The sequence below is a fragment of the Phaeocystidibacter marisrubri genome, assembly GCF_008933165.1.
Classification (GTDB): Bacteria; Bacteroidota; Bacteroidia; order Flavobacteriales; family Schleiferiaceae; genus Phaeocystidibacter; species Phaeocystidibacter marisrubri.
Map to the genome: position 1 here is coordinate 153094 of NZ_WBVQ01000001.1, position 24352 is coordinate 177445.

At 44.8% G+C, this 24352-nt stretch carries 25 protein-coding genes; 6 read left to right on the forward strand and 19 right to left on the reverse strand.

The features are described from left to right. Window position 1: 1 nt before the first annotated feature. Window positions 2-1279: an efflux RND transporter periplasmic adaptor subunit gene (locus tag F8C82_RS00670; RefSeq protein WP_151691515.1), complete on the forward strand. Its 1278-nt coding sequence runs from the start codon at window positions 2-4 to the stop codon at window positions 1277-1279. Continuing rightward, window positions 1280-1978 (forward strand): tRNA (adenosine(37)-N6)-threonylcarbamoyltransferase complex dimerization subunit type 1 TsaB, encoded by a 699-nt coding sequence (tsaB, locus tag F8C82_RS00675; RefSeq protein ID WP_151691516.1) that lies wholly within the window; start codon window positions 1280-1282, stop codon window positions 1976-1978. It abuts the gene before it with no gap. On the opposite strand, the gene F8C82_RS00680 is transcribed toward tsaB, so the two are convergent. Together F8C82_RS00680 and F8C82_RS00685 are read right to left on the reverse strand one after the other, a co-directional pair. Beyond that, the gene (locus tag F8C82_RS00680; RefSeq protein ID WP_151691517.1) at window positions 1967-2530 is read right to left on the reverse strand and encodes a DNA-3-methyladenine glycosylase I; all 564 of its coding nucleotides are present in this window, start codon (window positions 2528-2530) and stop codon (window positions 1967-1969) included. The two genes, tsaB and F8C82_RS00680, sit on opposite strands and share 12 nt — an antisense overlap. Beyond that, a complete protein-coding gene (locus F8C82_RS00685; protein ID WP_170266103.1) occupies window positions 2527-4512 on the reverse strand; it encodes a thioredoxin domain-containing protein in 1986 nt (661 codons plus the stop codon). The genes F8C82_RS00680 and F8C82_RS00685 overlap by 4 nt, the downstream gene beginning before the upstream one ends. Window positions 4513-4695: 183 nt before the next feature. On the opposite strand from F8C82_RS00685, the gene F8C82_RS00690 reads away from it, so the two are divergent. Beyond that, window positions 4696-6939, forward strand: coding sequence for an inorganic phosphate transporter (locus tag F8C82_RS00690; protein ID WP_151691519.1), 2244 nt, complete (start codon window positions 4696-4698; stop codon window positions 6937-6939). A gap of 94 nt (window positions 6940-7033) precedes the next feature. After that, window positions 7034-8248, forward strand: a complete 1215-nt coding sequence (locus F8C82_RS00695; protein ID WP_151691520.1) for a porin family protein — start codon at window positions 7034-7036, stop codon at window positions 8246-8248. A 114-nt stretch (window positions 8249-8362) separates the two neighbouring features. On the opposite strand, the gene F8C82_RS00700 is transcribed toward F8C82_RS00695, so the two are convergent. The 15 genes from F8C82_RS00700 to F8C82_RS00770 all read right to left on the reverse strand — a co-directional run bounded on the left by F8C82_RS00700 (window position 8363) and on the right by F8C82_RS00770 (window position 19779). Next, complete coding sequence (locus tag F8C82_RS00700; RefSeq protein ID WP_151691521.1) at window positions 8363-9430, reverse strand: BamA/TamA family outer membrane protein; 1068 nt, start codon at window positions 9428-9430, stop codon at window positions 8363-8365. A 67-nt stretch (window positions 9431-9497) separates the two neighbouring features. Beyond that, window positions 9498-9809, reverse strand: a complete 312-nt coding sequence (locus F8C82_RS00705; RefSeq protein WP_151691522.1) for a putative quinol monooxygenase — start codon at window positions 9807-9809, stop codon at window positions 9498-9500. 193 nt (window positions 9810-10002) lie between these two features. Continuing rightward, window positions 10003-10449, reverse strand: coding sequence for an SMI1/KNR4 family protein (locus F8C82_RS00710; RefSeq protein WP_151691523.1), 447 nt, complete (start codon window positions 10447-10449; stop codon window positions 10003-10005). Window positions 10450-10546: 97 nt separating this feature from the next. Beyond that, window positions 10547-11935, reverse strand: coding sequence for a dipeptidase (locus F8C82_RS00715; RefSeq protein ID WP_151691524.1), 1389 nt, complete (start codon window positions 11933-11935; stop codon window positions 10547-10549). An 83-nt stretch (window positions 11936-12018) separates the two neighbouring features. Then, window positions 12019-12906 (reverse strand): geranylgeranylglycerol-phosphate geranylgeranyltransferase, encoded by an 888-nt coding sequence (locus tag F8C82_RS00720; RefSeq protein ID WP_151691525.1) that lies wholly within the window; start codon window positions 12904-12906, stop codon window positions 12019-12021. Continuing rightward, entirely contained in the window at window positions 12903-13841 is a 939-nt protein-coding gene (locus F8C82_RS00725) for a mevalonate kinase family protein (RefSeq protein ID WP_151691526.1), read from the reverse strand. Before F8C82_RS00725 ends, F8C82_RS00720 begins: the two co-directional genes overlap by 4 nt. Beyond that, entirely contained in the window at window positions 13838-14884 is a 1047-nt protein-coding gene (locus F8C82_RS00730) for a diphosphomevalonate/mevalonate 3,5-bisphosphate decarboxylase family protein (RefSeq protein ID WP_151691527.1), read from the reverse strand. Before F8C82_RS00730 ends, F8C82_RS00725 begins: the two co-directional genes overlap by 4 nt. Further along, on the reverse strand, window positions 14881-15756 hold the full coding sequence (fabD, locus tag F8C82_RS00735; RefSeq protein WP_151691528.1) for an ACP S-malonyltransferase: 876 nt from the start codon (window positions 15754-15756) through the stop codon (window positions 14881-14883). The genes F8C82_RS00730 and fabD overlap by 4 nt, the downstream gene beginning before the upstream one ends. 33 nt (window positions 15757-15789) lie before the next feature. Beyond that, complete coding sequence (locus F8C82_RS00740; protein WP_151691529.1) at window positions 15790-16203, reverse strand: 6-pyruvoyl trahydropterin synthase family protein; 414 nt, start codon at window positions 16201-16203, stop codon at window positions 15790-15792. 142 nt (window positions 16204-16345) lie between these two features. After that, window positions 16346-16879 (reverse strand): DUF3575 domain-containing protein, encoded by a 534-nt coding sequence (locus F8C82_RS00745; protein WP_151691530.1) that lies wholly within the window; start codon window positions 16877-16879, stop codon window positions 16346-16348. 173 nt (window positions 16880-17052) lie between these two features. Next, window positions 17053-17469, reverse strand: coding sequence for a hypothetical protein (locus tag F8C82_RS00750; protein WP_151691531.1), 417 nt, complete (start codon window positions 17467-17469; stop codon window positions 17053-17055). 167 nt (window positions 17470-17636) lie between these two features. Further along, window positions 17637-18392, reverse strand: a complete 756-nt coding sequence (locus F8C82_RS00755; protein ID WP_151691532.1) for a TPM domain-containing protein — start codon at window positions 18390-18392, stop codon at window positions 17637-17639. Next, a complete protein-coding gene (locus F8C82_RS00760) occupies window positions 18389-18841 on the reverse strand; it encodes a TPM domain-containing protein (protein ID WP_151691533.1) in 453 nt (150 codons plus the stop codon). Before F8C82_RS00760 ends, F8C82_RS00755 begins: the two co-directional genes overlap by 4 nt. Further along, on the reverse strand, window positions 18841-19440 hold the full coding sequence (locus F8C82_RS00765) for a LemA family protein (protein ID WP_151691534.1): 600 nt from the start codon (window positions 19438-19440) through the stop codon (window positions 18841-18843). The genes F8C82_RS00760 and F8C82_RS00765 overlap by 1 nt, the downstream gene beginning before the upstream one ends. 3 nt (window positions 19441-19443) lie before the next feature. Next, entirely contained in the window at window positions 19444-19779 is a 336-nt protein-coding gene (locus F8C82_RS00770; protein WP_151691535.1) for a MerR family transcriptional regulator, read from the reverse strand. Window positions 19780-19921: 142 nt separating this feature from the next. Between F8C82_RS00770 and F8C82_RS00775 the strand changes: the two genes are divergently transcribed. Then, the gene (locus tag F8C82_RS00775; RefSeq protein WP_151691536.1) at window positions 19922-20683 is read left to right on the forward strand and encodes a glycosyltransferase family 2 protein; all 762 of its coding nucleotides are present in this window, start codon (window positions 19922-19924) and stop codon (window positions 20681-20683) included. Here the strand turns inward: F8C82_RS00775 and F8C82_RS00780 are convergent. Further along, a complete protein-coding gene (locus F8C82_RS00780) occupies window positions 20650-22311 on the reverse strand; it encodes an ArnT family glycosyltransferase (protein WP_151691537.1) in 1662 nt (553 codons plus the stop codon). The genes F8C82_RS00775 and F8C82_RS00780 overlap by 34 nt on opposite strands. A gap of 149 nt (window positions 22312-22460) precedes the next feature. Between F8C82_RS00780 and F8C82_RS14965 the strand changes: the two genes are divergently transcribed. Next, window positions 22461-23294, forward strand: coding sequence for a M23 family metallopeptidase (locus F8C82_RS14965; protein ID WP_151691538.1), 834 nt, complete (start codon window positions 22461-22463; stop codon window positions 23292-23294). Here the strand turns inward: F8C82_RS14965 and F8C82_RS00790 are convergent, their stop codons facing one another. Further along, on the reverse strand, window positions 23295-24269 hold the full coding sequence (locus tag F8C82_RS00790; RefSeq protein ID WP_151691539.1) for a M23 family metallopeptidase: 975 nt from the start codon (window positions 24267-24269) through the stop codon (window positions 23295-23297). Window positions 24270-24352 lie beyond the last annotated feature (83 nt).

A 24352-nucleotide genomic window follows, 5' to 3' on the forward strand; every position in this document is an offset into this window, starting at 1 on the left:
TATGAAAAATCGAAAATCGCTTTTTATAGTTCTAGGTATTGTCCTAGTAGTTGTACTGCTCGTTGTCGCTAGAGTTTCTGGTGCTTTTGGAGAACCAGAAGGACTCGAAGTAGAAGTGGGTGTGGTCACTAAACGCACCCTTGTAGAGACTGCCAGTGCAAGTGGGAAGATTCAACCCGAAGTGGAGGTGAAATTGTCGCCAGAAGTAAGTGGTGAGATCATTGCCTTGCCTGTTGTAGAGGGCCAGTACGTGGAGGCTGGACAGTTATTGGTGAGCATCAATCCAGATTTATACCGAGCTGCTGTTAACCGTACTCAAGCTTCTGTGAATGCTTCGCGTTCGGCCTTGGCACAAGCCAAAGCTCAATTCGTGGAAGCGGAAAAGAGCTATCGCAGAAATGAGAATCTCTTCAAGCAAAATGTAATTTCTCAAGCGGAATGGGATGCGGCTCAACGAGCTTATAGCGTAAGTGAATTGTCGGTAGAATCTGCTGAATATCAATTACAAAGTGCTCAAGCTACACTGAGAGAAGCTCAAGATAACTTGAAGAGAACCACCATCACAGCTCCAGTTTCAGGTACCATCTCCGCGCTCAATGTTGAGTTAGGGGAAAGGGTAGTGGGTACGGCGCAAATGGCCGGTACAGAGTTACTACGCATTGCCAATCTGAATGACATGGAGGTACTGGTGGAGGTCAATGAGAACGACATCGTAAAGGTGGCGTTGAATGATACTGCCGATATCGAAGTGGATGCCTATCTAGGTGAGAAGTACTTGGGTGTAGTTACAGAAATTGCCAATAGCGCGAATACCAATGGAACATCCGCGGATCAAGTAACTAACTTTGAAGTAAAGGTTCGCATTTTGAGAAGCAGCTATGCTCCGGATTCAGAAGAGCAGCCGTTTAGACCGGGTATGACCGCTTCTGTGGATATTCGAACCAACCGTAGAGAGGGTATTTTGACGGTTCCAATTGAAGCTGTAACCGTTCGTGAGGATACTTCATCAACGGGAAGTAGACCCAAGTTTAGCTCTCAGAATGAAACCGAAGAAAAGGAAGAGTTTGAGGTAGTATTTGCCCCTGACAATGGAAAGGCGAAGATCATTGTAGTGAAAACCGGAATTCAAGATGAGCGTTTTATCGAAATTCTTGAAGGTTTGTCGGACGGACAAGAGATAATTGTCGGTTCGTATGAGGCGGTGGCGAAAAAACTCAATGCTGGTGATGCCATCGTGTCCCAATCTTCGGGTGGATCAAAGGATGAAGGAGAAAAGTAGATGATTAACCCCATTTTTCTTTGCATTGAAACGAGCACGCATAATTGCAGCGTTGCCGTATTTCGTGGAAGTGAAAGATTATCGCTGGTTGAACAATCGAGTGATAGCTACATCCACGGCGAAATGCTTCACATCTTTATTCAACGGGCACTTGCCGATGCGGGAATAGAAGCGCATAATCTCACTGCGGTTGCAGTGTCTAAAGGGCCGGGCTCATACACTGGATTGCGAATAGGTGTCTCTGCTGCTAAAGGACTTTGTTTTGCACTTCAAATTCCATTGTACAGCGTTAACAGTCTACGGGTTTTGTCCAACGGACTTACGAAAGCTGAAATAGGTGATGCTGATGTATTGTCGGTTATTGACGCTCGAAGAATGGAGGTTTATTCTTCAGTTTTCGATTCGGAAGGAACCGAATTGAGCGAAACCCAAGCCGAGATTGTAGAAGCCGATACTTTTGAAGATCGAAGGAGAACAAAGTTTGTCTTAGTCGGAGATGCTCAAGAGAAATTGAAAGAGGTGTTGCCTATTGCTCATTACAATTTCACCACGCACATCTATCCTTCCGCTGCCCACATGGGATCTATCATCTTAAAGAAGATAGAAAATGAGCAGGCAGAGGATGTGGCTTACTTTGAACCGTTTTACTTGAAGGACTTTGTGGCTGGTAAACCCAAGAAGTCCCCCCTAGCTCAGTGAGTTTCTAAAATCGCAATCTACTACGTGATCATTGATGATTCCCGTAGCTTGAAGATGAGCGTAAATCACGGTACTTCCCACGAATTTGAAACCTCTTTTCTTCAAGTCTTTGGAGATGGCATCTGACAAATTAGAAGTTGCTGGAACTTCTTTTAGGCTAGCGGGAGAGTTCACAATTGGGGTGTGATTCACCCACTTCCAAAAGTAGTCGGATAGCCCTATTCCTTCTTCATCCCTCATCCGTACAATCAATTGAGCATTGCTGATAGCCGATTGAATCTTCAATCTATTGCGAATAATGCCCGGGTCATTCTGAAGTCTTTCTATGTCTTTGGCAGTAAAGTTTGCTACGGCATCCACATCAAAATCTGCGAAGGCGTTTCTGAAGTTTTCTCTTTTTCTGAGGATAGTGATCCAACTCAATCCAGCTTGAAACGTTTCGAGCAGGAGAAATTCGAACATTTTTTGATCGTCAGAGAATGGCACACCCCACTCTTCGTCGTGGTACTTCACATAGAGTGGGTCGTTTCCGCACCAGCTGCATCGTTTCATTGATCTTCAATTTTAACGGGAATCAAAGCTTGGGCCTCTTCAATAGATCTAACGGGAAGTTGGCATCGGCGATCTTCGCATACATAGATGAAAGTTTCTCCTGGAATAAATCGGCTTTCAAAAGGAGGCTCATTCGATTTTGTGTCTGACGATAGGATGAGTGCACTAGGATGATATGTGGCGCCCATTTCGAAGGCCAAATCACTTCCATTTTCCCCTACCAAAGCAACTTCACGGAAAGGTCCGTGCATATCCAAAGCGCATTGCGCCCATTCTGTGTATGATTCAGGATAGGATTCTGCTTGAGGAATAACTAACTCCGTCATAGCTTGTGCTCTTTCTTCCCATTCACTCTTTCCCAACGCTCGAGCTAACTGAAATAAATTCCGAGCCATGAGTCCATTGGCAGAAGGAATAACGTTGTCTTCGGTTTCTTGTGATTTGGCGACCAGCTCTTCATGCGAGGAGGAAGTATACCACAACAGTGGTGAATCTGGGTTACCGAATAAGTTGAGGGCAGATTCTGTGATTTCTTCTGCTCTTTGTAGCCAAATTTCATTACCACTAATGGTGTTTAGCTTGAGGAATAATCGAATCGACAAGGCATAATCGTCAGCAAACCCTTTGATATATCCTCCATTCTCTCCGTAGGCGTGCCAAACGTGATTGCCCTCAATAAAAGAAGTGTAGTATAGGTTTCCCAGTTCGATACACTCGGATTTGAGGTTATTGTCTTGCAGCGCTAGAGCCGACTCAATCATGCCGCTAATGGCAAGTGCGTTCCATGCCGAGAGCAATTTCGTATCCGTTGAAGGACGTATGCGTTCATCTCGTTTTGCAGAAAGAAGGCTCATCCATTTTGTCCATTCCGGTAGGGTGGGAGTATTTTTGGGATGAATAAGGATCACGTGATTTTCGTCTTCCCAATGGGCTCTGCCATTCCAATCGGTCAGCTCAGCAAATCGATCAAAATCATCTCCAAGAACAGATTTGATTTCACCAGTGGTCCACACATAGAATTTTCCTTCTTCTCCTTCACTGTCGGCATCAAGTGCGCTGTAAAAGAGACCGTTTTCAGCTTTCATTTCACGATTTAGAAAACCGATGGTTTGTCGCATCACGTGCTCGTAATTCTCATCCTTCCAAACCTTGTAGGCATTGGCGTAGAGTTCTAGTAACTGACCGTTGTCGTAGAGCATTTTCTCAAAGTGTGGAATACGCCATTGAGCATCGGTTGAATATCGCGTGAAACCTCCACCAACGTGATCGTAGAGTCCGCCTTTGAACATGGCGTCCAAGGTCAATTTGGTTTGATTAAGGGCGGCTGAATCTTCAAATTGAATGCCGTAGCGAAGTAGGAACTGATAATTGTTGGGGAGGGGGAATTTTGGTGCCTTGTTCGGGCCGCCCTCAGTGGTATCCCATCTTCTGGACCAATTATGGCGCATCACGTGAAAGAGTTCTGTGTCCATTGGCACAGGGTCTTCCGAAGCTACTAGGGTTGAACTGATTTGCATACCTTCTTGAAGCTTGGAGGCATAATCAATCACCGACGCAGGGTCATCTTTTCGGACTTCAAGAATCTTAGAAAGGCTAGCTACCCAGCGATCTTTCGGAAAATAGGTACCGCCCCAAATCGGTCTTCCATCTGGAAGGGCCACGCAGTTGAGGGGCCATCCACCTTGCCCCGTCATCATTTGGACCGCTCGCATGTACACTTGATCGATATCCGGGCGTTCTTCGCGATCCACCTTAATACAGATGAAGTTTTCATTCATGAAAGCAGCAACACTGTCGTCGTCAAAGGTCTCGTGTGCCATCACGTGACACCAGTGACAAGTAGAATATCCAACTGAAATGATAATCAATTTGTCTTCTTCAACTGCCTTTTGAAGGGCTTCTTCACCCCATGGATACCAGTCAACGGGCTGATGTGCGTGCTGCAACAGGTAGGGGCTCGAAGAATTTTTCAAGTGATTCATGGAAGAAGTGTTGTTTGGGGTGCAACTTAACATAGCGAAAAGGGCGCTAAATAAGTATAAATGAAGGCGGAAGGTGATAGTTCTCTGGATTGTCATTATTTTGCGTTAAACCGCGAAACTTAACATTGGCTTAAAATTGGACCGTTCGGGTCAAAGTACTTTCGCGTCAAATTATTCCGACAGATGGATACATACTATTGGCTGGTTTTACTGTTGTTTGTTTTAGCAGCAATTGACCTTATCGTAGGCGTTAGTAACGATGCGGTAAACTTCCTAAACTCAGCAATCGGTTCGAAGGTAGCTAAGTTCAAAACAATTCTGGTTATAGCCAGCGTCGGGATACTCGTCGGGACGATTTTTTCTAGTGGTATGATGGAAGTGGCGAGAAAAGGGATTTTCAATCCTGGGTTCTTCTCGTTTGAACACATCATGATTCTCTTCCTAACGGTGATGTTGACCGACATTTTGTTGCTCGACCTCTATAATAGTTTGGGATTGCCTACTTCTACTACGGTTTCTATTGTATTCGAACTCTTGGGTGCCGCATTCATGACTGGATGGTTGGTTTCTATGAGCTCGGATTCGCCTGTAGTGTTTGACGAGTTTCTAAACTTTGCCAGTGCGTTTAAGATTATCAGTGGGATATTCCTGAGTGTCATCATATCCTTTACGGTGGGTATGATCGTTCAATACCTCGCACGATTGTTATTCTCGTTTAACATCGAGCGCACCATGAAGAAGTTCGGTGCCATCTTTGGAGGGGTCGCCATCACACTGATCACCTACTTCCTTATCATTAAAGGGGCTAAGGGGAGTTCATTGGTTTCTACCGAAACTCTAGACAGTATAAAAGAGCACACTGCTCTTCTCATGTTGATTTCATTTGTGGCTTGGACCATCATCACACAAGTTATGATGAGTGCGTTTAAGTTTAATCCTCTTCGTTTGATTGTATTGTTAGGTACTTTCTCATTGGCAATGGCCTTTGCAGGAAACGACTTGGTGAACTTCATCGGAGTGGCTGTGGCCGGTATGCAATCGTATGCGAGTTGGTCCGGCAGTGGAATTCCTGCAAGTGAGTTCTATATGACCGCGCTAGATGCGAAAGTGGCAACTCCTACATACCTATTGTTAGGCGCAGGTGTAATTATGGTGATCACTTTGTGGGTTTCATCTAAGGCTAAGAAAGTAACAGAGACCGAAGTGAACTTGAGTCGCCAGAGTGAAGGTGACGAACGCTTCCGCCCGAATATGATTTCCCGAGCAATTGTCGGATCTGCCATGGCTGTTTCACGAACTGTTGGGTTCGTTGTGCCAGAAAATGCCCGAAAGTTCTCTGCTAGCCGTTTTGAGCAGTTAAAATCGAGTCACATTGACGAGAAGAATCAACCTGCATTCGACTTGATTCGCGCTTCTATCAATTTGATGGTAGCGAGTATTTTGATCGCCTATGCAACATCATTGAAGTTGCCTCTTTCTACTACATACGTTTCCTTCATGGTAGCGATGGGTACATCCCTCTCTGACCGTGCTTGGGGACGTGAATCAGCGGTTTACCGTGTGGCAGGTGTTCTCAGTGTAATTGGAGGTTGGTTGATGACAGCAGTTATTGCTTTCTTAGCTTCTTCCATCATTGCCTTGGTCTTGTTCTACACAGGTTCAGTTGGTGCATACGCCTTATTTGCCATTGCTGGATTCGTGCTCTTTATGACTCACTCTTGGTTCAAGAGAAAGTCGAAGGAAGACGCAGAGAACGAAGCTTTGTTGAATCCTGCCAATATTGATGATGTTATTGCGAATAGCAAAGATGATACAGCAGAGCACTTACAAACTGTAAGTTCATTGGTATTGCTTTCTTTAGGTGCATTGGTTGGAGATAATGACGATGTACTGAATAGAAATGCGAAACTCTTGAAGAAGCGCATTGAGAAGTCAGCCAAGTTTAGAGGAAAACTCATCAAGTACATTCGCAAGATGGGCGAAGGGCATACCGACGCAGGTCGTTTGTATGTAACCGTTTTCGATTTGCTTCAAGAATACGAAAGACATTCTCAGTCTGTAGTGAGAATGTGTCACGATCATGTAAAGAATCACCATTCACTCCCTTCAAGAGAGTTTTTGGATGACCTTATTGATATTCAAAATTCATTGAAGGAGTTCTTGAGTGAAATTTCAGAAAGTATTGTCAATCTAGACTTCACAAAAGCCGAGAATGTAGCTGAAGACAAAAGAGCATTGTTGGCTTACTTGAGAGAGCGTTTAGATCGTCAAATCACCCTTATTCAAGAAGACGAATTGGGGAATAGACTAGGTGGTTTGCAAGTGGAATTGATTCTTGAGGTTGAGGACATGGTTGCCTTGTCTGCACGAATCATGAAGCTGTACAGCACATACGCTAATCGTCCTTTGACAGAAGACGAGGAGTGATGACCTAGCAGACTCCTAGGGGTGTTGTGACCTAGGAGTTTGCTTTAAAAAGCAATTGCAGCACAGAAAAGACAGAACGGACAATTTTATTGGTTTGAAGACACTGAAGAAGGTGTTACTGCTCGTGGTTGGGACAGTAGCATCCGTATCAGCGCATTCACAGGCGAACGACGATTCACCTCTGAGGCGTGGTCTCGTATTTCAAGATGTTGAGAACGAGACGTACAAAGTGAAGCTTGGGTTTAGAATCCAGCCCTTGTTCACCACCAATTTTCGTGATTTTGAGGTTCTTGATGATCCTCAATTAATTGAGACAGGCATGCAGATTCGCAGGGCTCGAATCAAACTTGATGGCTATTTGGGAGATCCCAGATGGGTGTACAAGCTTGAACTGGCCTTGGGAAACCGCAATCTCGGTGGTACGAGTGGTCACACCAGTCTCGGTGCACGAATCATTCTAGACGCTGTTGTTAAGTACCAAATCGATGGAGGGAAGTATTCCTTTTGGTTTGGTCAGACCAAGCTACCGGGAAACCGAGAGCGAGTGGTGTCAAGTCAGAAACTTCAATTCGTAGACCGAAGTTTAGCCAATTCACGATTTAATTTAGATCGTGACATGGGCTTCCAATTCCACGGTAAAGAGAAATTCTTGAACAGCGATTGGAAGTGGGCCGTAGCCATCTCTCAAGGTGAAGGTAGAAACATCACAGACCTCAATGCAGGAGGTTTTGAGTACACCGCCAGAGCCGAGTGGCTTCCCTTGGGACAATTCACCAATAAAGGAGATTACTTGGAGGCGGATATCTACCGAGAAGAATCCTTGAAATTGAGCATTGGTGCTACCTACGACTTTAACAATGATGCGGTTCGCACACGTTCTAATCAAGGGAGTTGGTTAGAAGATGCAGCTGGTACTTTTTATCCTAGAGATATCAGTACTGTTATCATGGACGTTATGGCCAAGTACAATGGATGGAGCATGACCGCTGAGTGGTTTGATCGTACCGTGAATGACCCTGTAATTTACGACGAGCAAGGTAATTTCCTTGACGTATTCTATGCGGGTTCAGCATGGAGTTCTCAATTGGGCTACGTCTTTAAGAGTAATTGGGAAGTTGCAGGGAGGTATACCCGAGTGACTCCAGACGAAGTAGTGGGAGGGGCGTTTGAACAGTACACCTTAGGTGTTTCTCGATATGTGTATGGACACAATATCAAGGTTCAAACCGATGTCAGTTTCACCAATATGGTGGAAACAGCCGAAAGTGATCCTCTAATGTTTCGCTTCCAGATTGAGATCGGTATTTAATACAGTGCGGTGGAGATGTAATGTGTTTCGAACAACCTACCTTATATTCCACCCATATAAAAAGTCCAGGGCATTGATGTTCTGGACTTTTTCTTTTTATAGAAGGATGAGTGATTATCGTCCGAACGCTTCTCCAATTCTGAAGTAAATTCCCCAATCCCCTTTTCCTGCGGCTATATCCAAGCCAATGTTCACTCGTTGTTCCGGGATAAGCATATATCGTAACCCAAGTCCTGCGCCTGGTAAGATCTCTCCATCTGCGAGTTGAGCAAAGTTCTCAACGGCTGAGGCGATTCCGGCAAATCCAACCATTCCGAAATTATTATAGAATCGCCATCTATACTCGGCCTGAATGGCATATACCTGATTGTCTCGATATTTTCCAGAGGAGTAACCTCGAATGTCGTCTTGACCAATTACACTTTGACCTTGGAAGGGAACATCGCCAATGGAAGACTCTACGCGAACTCGAGTCGCTAAAATCTGAGTTTCATCCACTATCGGGTAATAGTGATTGTAGGTGAGTTGAACCTTTTGGAAGTCGTTATCACTTCCAATTGCATCTCCATAGAACACATCCAAAAGTTCGATGTTGTAGCCTTTGTATGGATTGATTTGATGGTCTCTTTTGTCAAAATTGAATAGATATCCAATGTTGTTGAGGTTACGTCGATCAAATCGCAAGTCATCCGGCAAGTTATCCGGTACATCATAAGAAGTGAGGGCGTTACAGTACATTGCTCGCACACCAAAGTACAGTTCGTCGTATACTTTTCTTTCCACTCGAGCCAACACAAAGTCAGCTTTTGTATCAAACCCAATGAAGCTTCCTCCAATTACTGGTAATTCCTGCCAAAATTGAAAATTGATGTCGCCATGTCCTGCTCCCATCATCACTCGCCAGCGGTCTTCGCTTAGGTATAGTCGTTGGAAAGCCGCAAAAAAGTAGGTTTGGTTGGTTGTGTACATCCCAAACACCCCAGTTGATGACTTGGGCGAGGTTGTATCGTCTGAGTCAAAGGCATAGTAAGCTTGCCCCATCACACCCACCGTAAACCCCATGGTCGTGCTATAATTTAGTATGGGAATTGCGGCATATTTTACGTGTTTGGTTGTGTCCTGTACTTGTCCACTTGCAGCAAGACCAAAGCCGATTAGAAAGGAGAGAAGCCGTATTCTCATAGTGGGTGTAAGTGTGTTGGATTAATGCTCTGCGCTTTGCATGAAGTTACTTCATACGCGCGAGAATTCATTGAACCCCTAAACCGCCTATAACATGTAAAGCTAATCCACCCTCAGGATTGCCTGCTAGCAGTGGGATGGCTGTCGAGATGAGGTTTTTTATCTCGACTGATTTCAACGAATTGTCATGGTCTTCTTTGGTGTCCCAAATTTCCGTAATCCAGATATCGTCAGGCACACCTTCTTCGACACTGACTGCATACAATTGGCAGCCATTGGCCGACTGAAGCATATCGGCTGCACGCAACAGTATTTGGGAAAGTTCATGTCCCTTACCTTCTTGTGCCCTTAGTTTTCCGTGGAGTAGATAGCGATTCATTGGACTTTGTTTTGAAAATGAATTTTAGTCTTTAAAAAGTTCTGTAGTGAGATGGGGCAGAATGTGGTGAAAAATCAATAGTGGGTAATATTTGGCCCACCTCCCCTTGGCGACAAGCTACTCATAGCATGCATCCAGTGCAAACTCTATCCGATTACAAACGAATACACATGTTTGCATTTGGAGAGATATTTCAATCCCAATCTTCATCCAGTTCGCTCAGCAACTCTATCTGTTCCTCCACGAATAGTATCAGATTGGAATACACTTCAAGGTCTTCGTGATTCCAATCGATCGTGAGTGTTTCAGGATTTCGATAGTCGTTGATGTAATCAAAGTCAACAACCCAAACTCTTTCGTCACTTTCGTTTTCAGAAATCGCAATTAAGTTGCCTGCACCATCGTGGCCAATGACGATGACGTGGGGTAGGTAAAATGGTCCGCTTTTGGAATCTCGCGATTCAACGTTTGCGGCTATCATCCAATTTGAATCTCTTGAAATAAAGATGTTATCTTCATTTTCAGCAAGGTCGAGGAGTTTGGAAACGCGATCACCGTGCTCTGAAATAAACTGAGTAAAGTGAGTGGGCAAGGCAATGCTTGAATTTTTTTCGAATTCCAAGTAAGGGCTGAGGGGCATGAGTACAGGTTGAATGGATATCTATCAAAGGTAGGGTGTAGGCATGAAAAAAGCCCCTCTCTTTTGGGAGAAGGGCTTTGTGATTTTATGAAGATATTCACTTCATTTCTTCGGTATAGGCTTCAAACCAAAGAGGGATAGTCTCGATACCCATAAAGTAATTTTTAACGCCATAGTGCTCGTTTGGTGAGTGAATGGCATCGGAATCCAAACCAAATCCCATAAGGATGGATTTTGCACCTAGCTCACGCTCAAACAAACTGAGGATAGGAATGGACCCCCCTGAACGCATAGGCAGGGCTTCCTTGCCAAAGGTTTGTGACATTGCTGAAGCAGCTGCACGATAACCTGGATGATCTATACCTGTTACATAAGGTTCTCCGCCATGATGAGGGGTGACTTGAACTTTTACGCTTGAAGGGGCAATCTTCTCAAAATGCGTTTTGAAGAGCTGAGTGATTTCAGCTGGGTCTTGGTCGGGTACCAAACGCATTGAAATTTTAGCTTCTGCATAACTCGCAATTACGGTTTTCGCTCCTTTGCCAATGTAGCCACCCCAAATGCCGTTTACGTCTAGCGTAGGACGAATACTCGCTCGTTCAATGGTGCTATATCCCTCTTCACCCCAAACATCGCTGAGGTCAAGAGCTTTCTTGTATTCCTCTAGGCTGAATGGAGCTCGGGCCATGCCTTCACGCTCTTCATCACTTACAGGAAGCACTTTGTCGTAGAAACCTTCTACTGTTATTCGATTGTGCTCATCGTGTAAGCTAGCAATCATTTGAGTTAGGATGTTGATAGGGTTCGCAACGGCTCCGCCGTAAAGTCCGGAGTGAAGGTCTCTATTCGGACCTGTTACTTTTACTTCAACATAGCTCAAGCCGCGAAGGCCAGTTGTGATGGAAGGTTGATCAGGACCGATCATTCCAGTATCAGAAATCAAAATCACATCACAAGATAGTTTCTCGCGATTGCGCTCAACAAACCAACCGAGATTGGCTGAACCCACTTCCTCTTCACCTTCAATCATAAACTTCACGTTACAAGGAACACCACCATTTTGCATCATGGTTTCAAAGGCCTTGACGTGCATGAAGAATTGACCTTTATCATCACAGGCTCCGCGAGCAAAAATGGCTCCTTCTGGGTGTAAGTCGGTTTTTTTAATGATAGGTTCAAATGGAGGGGATGTCCAAAGCTCAATAGGATCTGCGGGTTGTACGTCGTAGTGACCATAAACCAATACAGTTGGCAACTTGGGATCGACAATTTTCTCGCCGTAAACCACTGGGAAGCCAGGTGTGCTAGCAACTTCAACGTTGTCAGCTCCAGCCTTGCGCAGGTGTTCTGCTACTACTCCAGCCGCTTTGTGAACATCTTCACTGTAATCTGAATCTGCACTTACAGATGGAATTCGAAGCAATTCGAGTAGTTCATCGAGCATACGCTCTTTGTTACCCGCTATATAAGAAGAGTATTTACTCATGTGAATTGAGTTTAATTTGGAGGTGTGAAGGTACGGAGAATGCGAAGCCTCTCAAAGGAATGTAGGGGTTGAAATGCACTAGATCAGAACAGTACAATAGCCAAAATACTCGCCACTAGAACGGCCTTCACTGCAAAGTTAAACCGCGTATATCCTTTGGGGTGTCCTGTGTCAGATGGACTTAATATCAATGCGGCAATCGACATAAATGAGGCCAATAGCAAGGGAATAAAACGGATGATTCCGTCATTGGTTAGTGCGAACATAGCAGCAGGCATGAAACACAGTCCGATTACGCCATAAATCAGTTGAGTGGTTTTGGTGATTCCCCAAATGGCTGGAAGAGTGGGGTAGCCGAAAATGACATCGCCTTTAAGCGCCTCAATATCCTTCGTTAGATTTCTGATGACTTCAACAAAAACGAGAAAGCATACGTAAAGAATGACATCCACTCGATGCAAACCATAATAGAAGAAAACCGCGAAGAAGGGCAGTATGGTGAGGACCGCAGCCGTCACATTTCCCAATAAGGTAATTTTCTTGAATTTGTGTGAGTATAGCCAAAGTCCTGCGGCGTAAACTACAAAGAATGCAAACGCCTTGAGCGACATAAATAGTCCGATCACACTGGCGATAAAATTGAAGGTAAGATAGAGCTGAATGCTCTGCTGCTTATTAATCAATCGCTCGAATAGAGTCTTTGACGGACGATTGATCATGTCCTTCTCCCTATCGTAGTAGTTGTTGATGATAAACCCACTCGCTACCGTTAAGTTTGAAGCGAGCACGATGAGGTGGAGTCGCCAATCAAGCACAACATTCATGTATTGGGAAGGATCGTTCATAATGAACAATGCCGCCAAGTACTGTGCGATTGAAATGAGCAATAAATTGTACCATCGCACTACGGATAATAGTGCAACTCCCTTAAGTGCGGTCGATTTCTTTTGCTTTACGACCGCTGGGCTCAAAATCGATAAATGACTTCTGGGTTGTGCTCTTCTAGTAATTCAAGGGCTTTGTCGTAGTCTCTCGTAAAGCCTAGAATGTAACCGCCGCCACCTGATCCACATAATTTAAGGTAGTAGGCATTAGTGTCAATTCCCTTTTTCCACAACTCGTGGAATTGAACGGGAATCATCGGAGTAAAGTTCTCAAGTAAGAGATGACTGAGGTGCTTAAGATTCGAAAACAAAGGGTGGATATCACCTTTCAAGAAAGCCTTGATACACTCGTCATTGTATTTTTTAAACTGATCCTTCATCAATTTACGGAAACCTTCTTCTTTGAGCTTATCCATGAAGATGTTCACCATGGGCTGTGTATCGCCTGGCTGACCACTATTGATGAGGAAAATAGCGCCGCTTCCCGCTTTTTCAGCAGGGAGGTCTACGGTGCCTAAATCGTCTTTACCACTAATTAGCAGAGGTAAGTTGAGGTAACAAATGGTTGGATCAATCCCCGAACTCTTGCCGTGGAAGAAGCTCTCCATTTGTCCGAATTGTGCCTTGAGTTCTACGAGGTTCTCACGGCTCAAATCGGTTTCAGGATTGATTTTATCGATGGCGTATCTGTCGTAAATAGCAGCGACTAACGCACCAGAACTACCCACGCCAAAGCCTTGGGGAATACTTGAGTCGAAGAACCAACCCGCGTCAATATCCGTCTTGAAAGCATCTAGATCGAGGTTGGCCTTGAGCTTTCCACTCTCTTTCAGCGTTCTCAGATGATTCCAATATCTGAATAGGGAGGCGTTTGAGCTTTCGGTTCTTTCGTCTTGTACTTCGGGAAGTTGGAATGCTCCTTTGTAGTAATTGTATGGGATGGAAAGTCCCATGGCATCTTTGATGATACCATATTCTCCGAAGAGAAGAATCTTTGCGTAAAACAGAGGACCTTTACTCATTCCGTAATCTGTTTTGGACCTTCACCCACTTGGTCGTGAATGAAACGTCCATCCTTGCAATAGGAGGTTAGTTCTTCGGTAACAAAGGTATGTACTTTTTGTTCCACGTGAGCAGGGTACAGCAAATGTACATTGGCGCCTGCATCTAAGGTAAAATGTACCGGAACTTTGTTTTCCTCTCTGAACGATTTGACCTTCTCTAAGATTTGAATGGTGTTTGGACGGAAGAGCATATAACCCGGTCGACTTGTCATCATCATGGCATGAAGGCTGAGCGCTTCGGCTTCAATCAGTTCACCAAACCCCCAAACATCTCCAGTTTGAAGGTGACTAATCATTTCGTCCATATTGCTTTTCGCCTGCGCAAAGCGAGCCTCTGCAAAAGCGTGTCCTTCCATCAAGCCGTGTCCTTTAGTGCTGGAAACGGCTTTTTCACCTACTTCTACCAAGAGAACCGTGTCTCTGTAGGTTGTAAATACGTGTTCAACGTGATGAGGGTAGGGAATACCAAAACTGTTACTGCTTCCGGGGATGGACTCATGTTGACCCCAAACAACCAAGCCTCCGTACACTGAGCGACTAGCGGAGCCGGAACCCAAGCGGGATAAGATTGAGCAAAACCTTTCAAAACCATCTTCTTCCAGGGCTCCCATTTCTTTTGCAATGGAACCCATGCACAGAGAAAGTGCACTCAGCCCGCTCGCAGAAGAGGCTATCCCTGAAGAATGAGGGAAGCTATTAGACGTGTGAATCTCCATCTTAATGCTGGGTAAGAATGGGAGGAGATCCGATGTTCTTTGAAAGAAGGTCTCAATTTTGGGCCTAAAGCTGGGAGACTCAACTCCATCAACATAAATTTCAAAGTGAAAGGGTGCACCTGTAGCTTCAATTTGTTCCCAACGAACCTCGGTTCGGGTATGGCATTGATCTAGAGTAAAAGAAATGGAGGCGTTGGCCGGAATTTGTCCGGCCTTTTTGCCCCAGTATTTTACGAGTGCAATATTTGATGGGCTTTGCCAAGCAACTTTATGCGCTAAACTCATACTCCTGCAACTTCTGCCTCAGGAGCAATTTTACGTACCAAACCTTGTAGCACCTTGCCTGGGCCCACTTCTGTGAATAAAGTAGCGCCATCTTCGTGCATTTGCTTCACAGATTGAGTCCAGCGTACTGGAGCCGTCAATTGATGAATCAAGTTGAGTTGAATGTCTTTAGGATTGCGAACTGCGTGAGCTACCGTGTTTTGGTAGATAGGACAGATCGGCGTGTGGAAGGTTGTTTCTTCAATGGCCATGGCTAATTCTTCACGTGCCATTTCCATCAATGGACTGTGGAAGGCTCCACCTACGGGAAGAAGAAGCGCACGTTTTGCTCCCGCTTCTTTAGCCAGAGCACATGCTCTCTCTACGGCTGGAAATTCTCCAGAGATAACCAGTTGGCCTGGACTATTGTAGTTGGCAGCTACAACGATACCATCGATAGAATCACAGATATCTTCTACCACCTTGTCTTCCAAACCGAGAACAGCGGCCATGGTTGAAGGGGTTGCTTCACATGCGCGCTGCATGGCATTGGCGCGTTTTGCAACCAGTTTCAATCCGTCGATAAACGAAATTGCTTCTGCAGCTACGAGTGCAGAAATTTCACCCAATGAATGACCTGCAACCATGTCGGGTTGGAAATCCTTGCCCATCATTTTTGCTGCAATCACCGAGTGGATGAAAACGGCCGGTTGAGTGACGTTCGTTTGCTTCAATGCTTCAGCATCTCCGGTAAACATGATATTGGTGATGTCAAATCCCAATACGTTGTTTGCCTCTTGGAACAATGCTCTTGCTTCAGATGATGCATCGTATAGGTCTTTGCCCATTCCAGTGAACTGAGACCCTTGTCCAGGGAATACGTATGCTTTCATGAATTGTGATTTTATCGGTTGAATTAAGAAACCTTATTCTCCGTAGTACTCTACAGAGTTGTTTTCAGTTTCCACTAATCGAATACAATGTAATGCTACTCCGTGTTCAGCAATAACCGGAGCAAGAATTTTCCAGACGGCGATAGCGATATTCTCGGTTGAGGTCATTTGACCGGCAAGGAAATCTACATCGCGATTGAGGTTTTTGTGATCGAGCTTATCCGTCACAAGTGTCTTGACGATCTTCTTGAGATCTGCGAGATTCATCACAAAGCCTGTGTCTGGGTTCACTTCGCCCTTTACGGTAACAATCAGTTCGAAATTGTGTCCATGGAAGTTGTGATTGGCACATTTTCCAAAAACAGCTTCGTTCTGTTCTTCCGTCCAGTTCGGATTGTAAAGCTGATGTGCAGCGCTAAAACGCTCTCGCCTTTGAATATAGATCATATAGATGGCCTATTTGAAGCTGCAAAGATAGAGAAATAGAGTACGATAAAGTGTTATAAAAAATGAAAGACAGGCATCTGTGAACCGGCAAGAGTGAAATCGGTCCGACAGAGCCTGTCTGAAAGAATGGTTTGGTGGAGGACTAGAATCTGTATCCGATTCCAGCATTGAAAGTGAGTGCCCCTGGTCCTCCTGGTTGAGAACCTACAGCGGTTTTAAGATTGAGGTCTAGTCGATTGGTTATTGGCGCAGAGAATCCAAGCTGAAAGCCCATGGGAACAAATGAATTTGGACTGGCGATAGGGTTAGCTCCTTCATATACGGTGGACTTTACATTGGTGTATCCCATAAAAGCTCCTACGTAGAATCCTCTGAATGCTCGGCTGAAGTAGAAGTCCACACTTCCTCTCATGTCGAATACATTTCTATCAATATATCCAGAACCGTTTTTGATGTCTCTTCCGTAGAAGCCAAATTCGGTGTTGAGTGCCCAATGTTTTCCCATTCCAGCCGATAAGCCAAAACCACCACCGAAGTATCCGTATTCATTTCCCCATTCAATACCATTCAAGCTTCCCACAAATGCATGTACCCGAGCGTTTTTAGTTTCATTGGTTTGAGCAGATGCTACAAGTCCGGCGAGAGCGAAAAGTGAAATTAAAAGTGTGCGTTTCATAGTTGTTAGTTTCTGTTTGCGCAGGGACAAAACAAAGGGTGTGCCAAAAGGGAAGGAGTATGCACAACTTGAAATCTGATATCTGGTTCCTGGAGCTTATTATCCGATGCTTGGGGCAAAAAAAACGCGCCTCAAGCATGGCTCAAGGCGCGTTCAATTCGGTTAGAAGCGTGTTATTCTTCGCTTTCTTCTTCTGCTGGAGCTAAAAGAGGCTTGATCTTTTTGCTTTTCTGATCGCCATCCATTTCATCTTTGTAGGTGATGATGGCGCAATCTGGATTTAAGTCGCTGTTAGAAGTAGCAGCAATAATGGTGAAGGTTTCATACCCTTTGAGGTTTAGAAGGGTTTGATTAGAACCGTCGGTCACTTTAAAGGTGGCACTCTCTGAGGCTTTAGTTTCAGAATTCATCAATCGAACGTCAATGATTTCCAAGTAATCCTGAGCGTCTTTTTCAATAGACAAAACATATTCCGTGCGGTTCCCTTCAGCAGGCTGCATTCTGCTTGCCGTTTGTTTGAATGGGGAACATGCAGTTGTAAAAACAACCAGTGATAAAAGGGTGGCTCTGAGGATTGTGTTCAATTTCATAATCGTGTGTCGTAAATGATTACCTAACAAAGATGCACTTTTATATGATTCCAAACTCATTGAGGCTCGTCAGCATATTCTGTCTTTTGCGAATGTGCGGTGTGCTGTGATACTACGCGCTAATTGAGGGGGAAGTCAACATTAGATCCCGTAAATTTTGAGATCCTTTACCAACTACCAGAGGCTCCGCCACCTCCAAATCCACCTCCGCCGAAGCCGCCAAAACCTCCCCTACCTCCAAAGTTTCCTCCGCCAGAGTAACCGCCTCCAAAGCCGCCAATCCAGTAGCCACCTCGATATCTACCGCCTCCACGTCCTCCGCCACCTTTGTTTCGGATGATGAAAACGAGAATGAATAAGCCAAGGATGATCAGAATGGCGAATGGATTTCCATCTTTTGGAGCCTTTGTTCCAGATCCTTGGAAGGTTCCAGCGAGAACTTCAAAGATGGCATTGGTTCCACTTTGTAGTCCATTGTAGTACTCACCATTTTTAAAGTAAGGAATGATGCGGTTGTCGATGATCGACTTTGTGGTAGCATCAGTCATGTAGGGTTCAAGACCATATCCGTTCTGTATGGATATATGACGGTTTCGAGTGGAAGTTCTCGATTCCATGGTCATGAAGATGATACATCCATTGTCTGATCCACCTTGTCCTACTCCCCATTGTTCAGCTAGTTCAGCCGCATAGAGGTTGACATCGTCATTTACAGGTTTTGAAATGTAAATAAGGATTTGAGTAGATGTGGTGTCCTCGTAGGCGAGAAGTTTTTGATTGAGTGCTTCTTTTTGAGTGGCAGAAAGAATTCCAACTCGATCAATGACTAACCCTTCTCTCAGATCGGGTCGGGTTGGGAAATCTTGACTAACAGCCGTAAAACTCAGGATGGCACTGATCGCGATGAAGAGAATCTTTCTCATAGATCGCCTTTTGATATTTCGTCAGATAATTCATTTACATCGTCGGAGCGATACGGGAAATGCTCAGCTAGTGCTTTCCCACAATGATCAATGCCATTGCATAGGCCTGCTGCAAAGTTTCCCTTTTTGAATTCTGAGATGACTTCGTCTTTTACACTGATCCAAAAGGAATCACTCACTTTTTCGTGAATTCCTTTGTCGCCAATGAGTGTGAATTGGTGCTCGTCGGTAGCGAGATAGAAGAGAATGCCATTTCGTTGTTCCGTGGCTGTCATTCCAAGTTTTTCAAAAACCTCAACAGCACGTTTATAGGGGTCCCCACCCGAGATGTGTTCAAGGCGTACGCGAATTTCTCCCGATGTTGCCTTTTCAGCACGCTGAATGGACTCCATAATTTGGCGTTCCTCTTCCTCGCTAAAGAAAAATCGTTTTTCCTTTTCTTTACCCATTAAAACTGCACTTGAGGTGCGTTCTCTGCGCCTTGGTTTGCTTCAAAATATCCAGTGCGAGTTTCCATTCCACTCATTCCAGCTACAATGTAACCTGGGAATCTTCTCGCTTTGGCGTTATAAGATTGAACGGTGTTGTTGAATTTGTCGCGCTCAATTTTAATCCGATTCTCAGTGCCTTCCAATTGAGTTTGTAATTGAGAAAAGTTGGAGGTCGCCTTTAACTCTGGATATTTTTCAACGGTAACCAGAAGTCGGGATAATGCGCCCGAAAGTTGTTCTTGAGCGGCTTGAAAGCGTTGGATATTAGCGGGTGTGAGTTGATCCGCGTTCAAATTGATGGAAGTGGCATTTGAACGAGCTTGAATCACATCTGTAATGGTGCTCTTCTCGAAATCAGCAGCACCTTGAACGGTGGCAACTAAGTTGGGAATGAGATCGGCTCTACGCTGGTAGGCACTCTGTACATTTCCCCATTGAGCATCTACCTTTTCGTCGAGTGTAACCAACGAGTTATAGGTATTGAAATAGGTGAATACTGCAATGATGCCTAAGCCAGCAAATACCACCACTAGAATGAGGAATAATTTCTTTGCCATGATTTACAGCTGATGTTTTAGTTTGACTAGTTTCTCACGTATCGTCATCAAACGGCCTACCACTTCGGCTTCTTGTGCCACATCGTCACGGTTCTCCCGTAGTTTCTTGCGTGCGCCTTCTATGGTGAAGCCTCTTTCTTTCACCAGGTGATAGAGCAAATGAATCTGCTCGATGTCCTTTGGTGTGTAAGATCTATTTCCCTTAGTGTTCTTCTTAGGTTGAAGTTTTGGGAACTCCTTTTCCCAGTATCTGAGCAGGGAAGCGTTCACTCCAAAAATATCGGCTACTTCTCCAATGGTGTAGTAGCGTTTGGTGAGTTCAGGTAATTTTAAGTGCATGAATCGAAGTTAAGGTAGAATCATCCCGTATCAAAGAGCTGACGTGGCTTTCGCGCTTTGGATAATCGAAAATAATGGAAATGTCAGAGATTAGAATGACATTTTGACTTCATCCTTGCGACTGAAAGTATATTTTTGCGGCATGATTCGCGACAAAAAAGTGGTAATTGTACTTCCAGCTTATAATGCCGGGAAGACTTTGGAGAAAACCTACAATGAGATTCCATTCGACATTGTAGACGATGTAGTGTTGGTTGATGACAAGAGTTCGGATGACACCGTGGAAGTGGGGAAGAGGCTTGGCATTAAGCACATTATCTCTCACGAGCAGAACAAGGGATATGGCGGAAATCAGAAGTCTTGCTACAACAAGGCTTTGGAGATTGGTGGCGATATTGTCGTTATGCTCCATCCCGATTACCAGTACACTCCAATGCTGATTCAGAGCATGTGTCACATTATCGCGAATGATTTGTATCCTGTTGTTCTCGGCTCTCGAATTTTAGGAAAAGGAGCGCTCAAAGGAGGTATGCCGTGGTACAAGTATGTAGCGAACCGCTTGCTGACGCTTTTCCAGAATATCTTGATGAGTCAGAAATTATCGGAGTACCACACGGGTTATCGCGCTTTCTCTAGAGAAGTGCTTGAGTCTGTAGATTACAATGTGAATTCAGATGACTTCGTTTTCGATAATCAAATGTTGGCTCAAATCTTCTACAAAGGTTTTGAAATTGGAGAAATTACTTGTCCAACTAAATACTTTGAAGAGGCCAGTAGCATCAACCTCAAGCGCAGTTCTATCTACGGATTGGGCGTGCTGAAGGTGAGCATGCAATACCGCTTGGCTAAATGGGGATTGGTGAAGCCTTCTTACTTACTCAACGCTGGGCGTTCGAAGAAGTAGAACCCATTCTTTTCATAGAGAAGTACGGCGTCTGGAACCCGTCTTTCAAACTCTTCAACCTTGTTGATTTTTACTGAAATCCGCACGGGACGATCGGTTTCTCCATAGAGCAGCCATTTTCCATCTGTTGCCATTTCGTTTTGATGCGGTTGAATGCGGCCATAATACCAAGGTACGTAGGATTTGTACCCGTAGGTGGTGACGTATACTTCCTCTCCCACACAGCCTTCAAAGAATGAGACGTTAGCGCGTTGAGAAATGCTTTCCACTTTGGCTACAAAGAAGATTAGCGCCGCGAAAACCCAAACCCCATTCCCGAAGAAAAGGATCTTTATAGAGGCGTTGAAGTTTTTCTTTCTGTAAACAAAGTATCCCGCCAACACAGCCATGGCTATCAACCCCGGCAAATAGTCGATGGCACTCCAATTCACCTCCGCATTCATGTTGGCTTGTGCAAAAGGATCGGCAGAAAGTAGCGGAATGAGTTTGTCGGGATGCATGCCGAGGTAAGGCAAAGCCAAACTCACAGCCACCATGATAAGGCCAACTAACCCCAACCCAATGTTCCACCACTTGGCATAGGAGCGCTTTTCACGAACGACGCGCCAGATACTCACTGCCGATAGGAAAGTGATCGGGTAATAAGCCATAGAGCTGTAGTGAATGATCTTGGTTCCAACCAGACTGAACAGAATCAACACGACCCAAAATAGGATGATCATCCAGAGTTGGAAATCGCGTAGATGACCAGGAAGATCAGCGGCCTTGCGGAGAGATTGAATGGCGAAAATACTGGCAGGGAAACAACCGAAGAACAACACCACAAAGTGATAGCCGATGAAACCGCTGTGTCCCGCATCCCCGGTTGTTAGAAGTTCCCACTGACGAATGGTGAATTCAATGAGGAAATCGGGACCCCTAAAGAGAAAATCAACGGCAAACCACAGAGCAAACGTTAGGAGTGCAACCGCAGAAAAGCCGATGAATTGAATCAGCTTAACGGGCATTTTTCCCCGTTTAACTAAGATGTAAACGGCCGTAGTGAGGAATACAAGGAGGTAGGCAACAGGTCCTTTGGTGAGTATGCCGAGTCCGATTGCTGCACCTCCTATCCATAGCATGGCTGTTTTGGAGAGTCTGAATTGTACTCCATCTTCTTTTCCCACCCATGAAGCGAGAATCAAGAATAAAAGTCCCGTGAAGATGAAGAAGTTGAAGTACGGATCAATAATTCCACTTTTGAAATAGAGGAAGGGGAGTGTGCTGCCGAACCACGAAAGCGCCCAAAGTATCCCGAATTTCTGATCCACCAAAAATGAACCCAACCGGTATAGAGCGGGAAGCACCAGGATGCCGAGCAAGGCGTTTGGGAAGCGTGCGGCGTAATCACCTATTCCAAAGAGTTCCATAGAACTCGCTTGTAACCAAAAGAAAAGGGGCGGTTTTTCAGTAAATTCGGCATAGTTGATTTGCATCTTTAGCCAATCTCCAGAAACGACCATTTCACGCGCTAGCTCGGCAAAATTGATCTCATCCCAGTCGAACAAGTGGACACCACCTAAAAATGGAAGGAAGAACACTGCTGCCAGTAGCGCCCAAAAACTCTTGTGATTTAACCAATCTTTCATGCTGGAATGTAATGAGTTACGCTATTTCTTGAACGTGTGTAAGTTGAAGGAATAGAACCCAGCGAAATTAACTTTTCGTTGGCGAAGGCCAAAAACGACTCAATCATCTTTTTGCGATATTTGCAATCAACAGACCAATCGGGAAGCACTTGAAAAAGACACTAACACTATTAAGCCTCGCTCTTTCGTTGACGGGCTTTTCGCAATATCGCGAATTTGCGGAGCTGGCTCCCGCTACACTGGAAGAAGAGCCGCTCACTCCTTCGTTTGATTATTTCCTAGAAGAACTTTCTGTTTTTCAATGGGAGTGGGACAATCACGAGTGCCACGTCGATTCGATTGACCTCTCACTTTCAGAAGATACCATTCACCTAAACTGGGTAGATCGTCGCCATGGAAGTTTTCAATTGCCTATGAATGGACAGTTGCGAAGCAAGTTTGGTTGGAGAGGGTCGCGCTACCACTATGGTGTTGACTTGAAGTTAAGTACAGGGGACACAATTTATGCGGCATTTGACGGTAAGATCAGATATGCACAATACAACCGCGGGGGCTATGGCAATCTCGTTGTGATTCGTCATTACAATGGAGTAGAAACTTACTACGCCCACTTGTCCAAGTTTCTAGTAGATACTAATCAATACGTTCGCTCAGGTCAGGCCATTGGTTTGGGTGGATCTACAGGAAGGTCTACGGGACCACATCTACATTTTGAGGTGAGATATCTTGGTAATGCGATCAATCCTGAAGAGGTCATCAATTTTGAAACAGGTGAATTGATTTCGAAAGAGATGGACATTACTAGTGATGTGTTCTCCTACAAGAAGGAAATGCGCGCTCGTAGATATCACCGAGTTCGCTCAGGTGAAACCTTATCCGCCTTGGCTAGAAGATACCATACTTCGGTTTCTTCCATTTGTCGACTAAATGGAATTTCGAGAAACTCCATTATTCGAATTGGACAAAATTTGAGAGTGCGGTAATTAGTCGAATGACTGATTACTGCGTGAGCTGATCTCAATCAATTCATCGTATTCTTCTGGCGACAAATCGTTATAGAAGAAGTTGATCGGATTGATTTTGCTCCCGTTTCGAATTACTTCATAATGCAAGTGAGGAGCGGTAGATCGGCCCGAGTTTCCAACATATCCAATAATGTCACCGCGTTTTACTTCCTGACCTCTTCGAACCACTACTCGGTTCATGTGACCATAAAGTGTTTCGTATCCAAAGCCGTGATCAATTTGAACATATCGGCCATAGCCGGAGCCGTTACGCGTTCTCGCGACAGTTACCTTGCCGTCGCCAGTTGCGTAAATCGGCGTGCCTGTTGGAGCTGAAAAGTCGAGTCCGGTGTGCAGCTTACGAACCTTGTATATGGGGTGGATGCGATAACCAAAACCCGAGGCAATTCTTCTCAAATCTTGATTGGACACAGGCTGGATTGCTGGAATAGCCGCGAGAAGAGATTCCTTGTCTCTAGCCAATTCCATCACTTCGTCAAATGATCTACTCTGTACCACTAAGCGCTTGGTGAGTTGATCGAGCTCTGCGGTGGTTTGAATGAGTAAGTCGCTGTGACTATATCCTTCCAAAGCCTCGTATCTATTCGCACCGCCAAAACCCGAATTGCGAACCTCTTTCGGAACCGGTTCAGCTTCAAATACCACGCGATAAATGTTGTCGTCTCGGTATTCAATATCATCCAACACATCAGCGAGTTCCTCCATCCTTCTGTTCAAATCCTCATATTGCAATTCCATATTGCTGAGGTCGCGCTTTAGGCGTTTTTCTTTCGGGGAATCAATGATGTTATCCGCAGCAAAAAACAAGAGAACGCCAAACAAAAAAGCAGAAGCTAGGAATACACCGGTATTTCTCAGTTTGTCTTTCCACGTGCGCTCTATCTTTCGATAAGACAGCGTTCTTGGATCATAGTAATATTTGACTTTCGCCATATTGCTTTTCTGAGTTTATATGCATCGATGTCAATTCAAGACGGAGGTATGCATTGCAAAGTTAACTTTTTTGAGACGGGGCC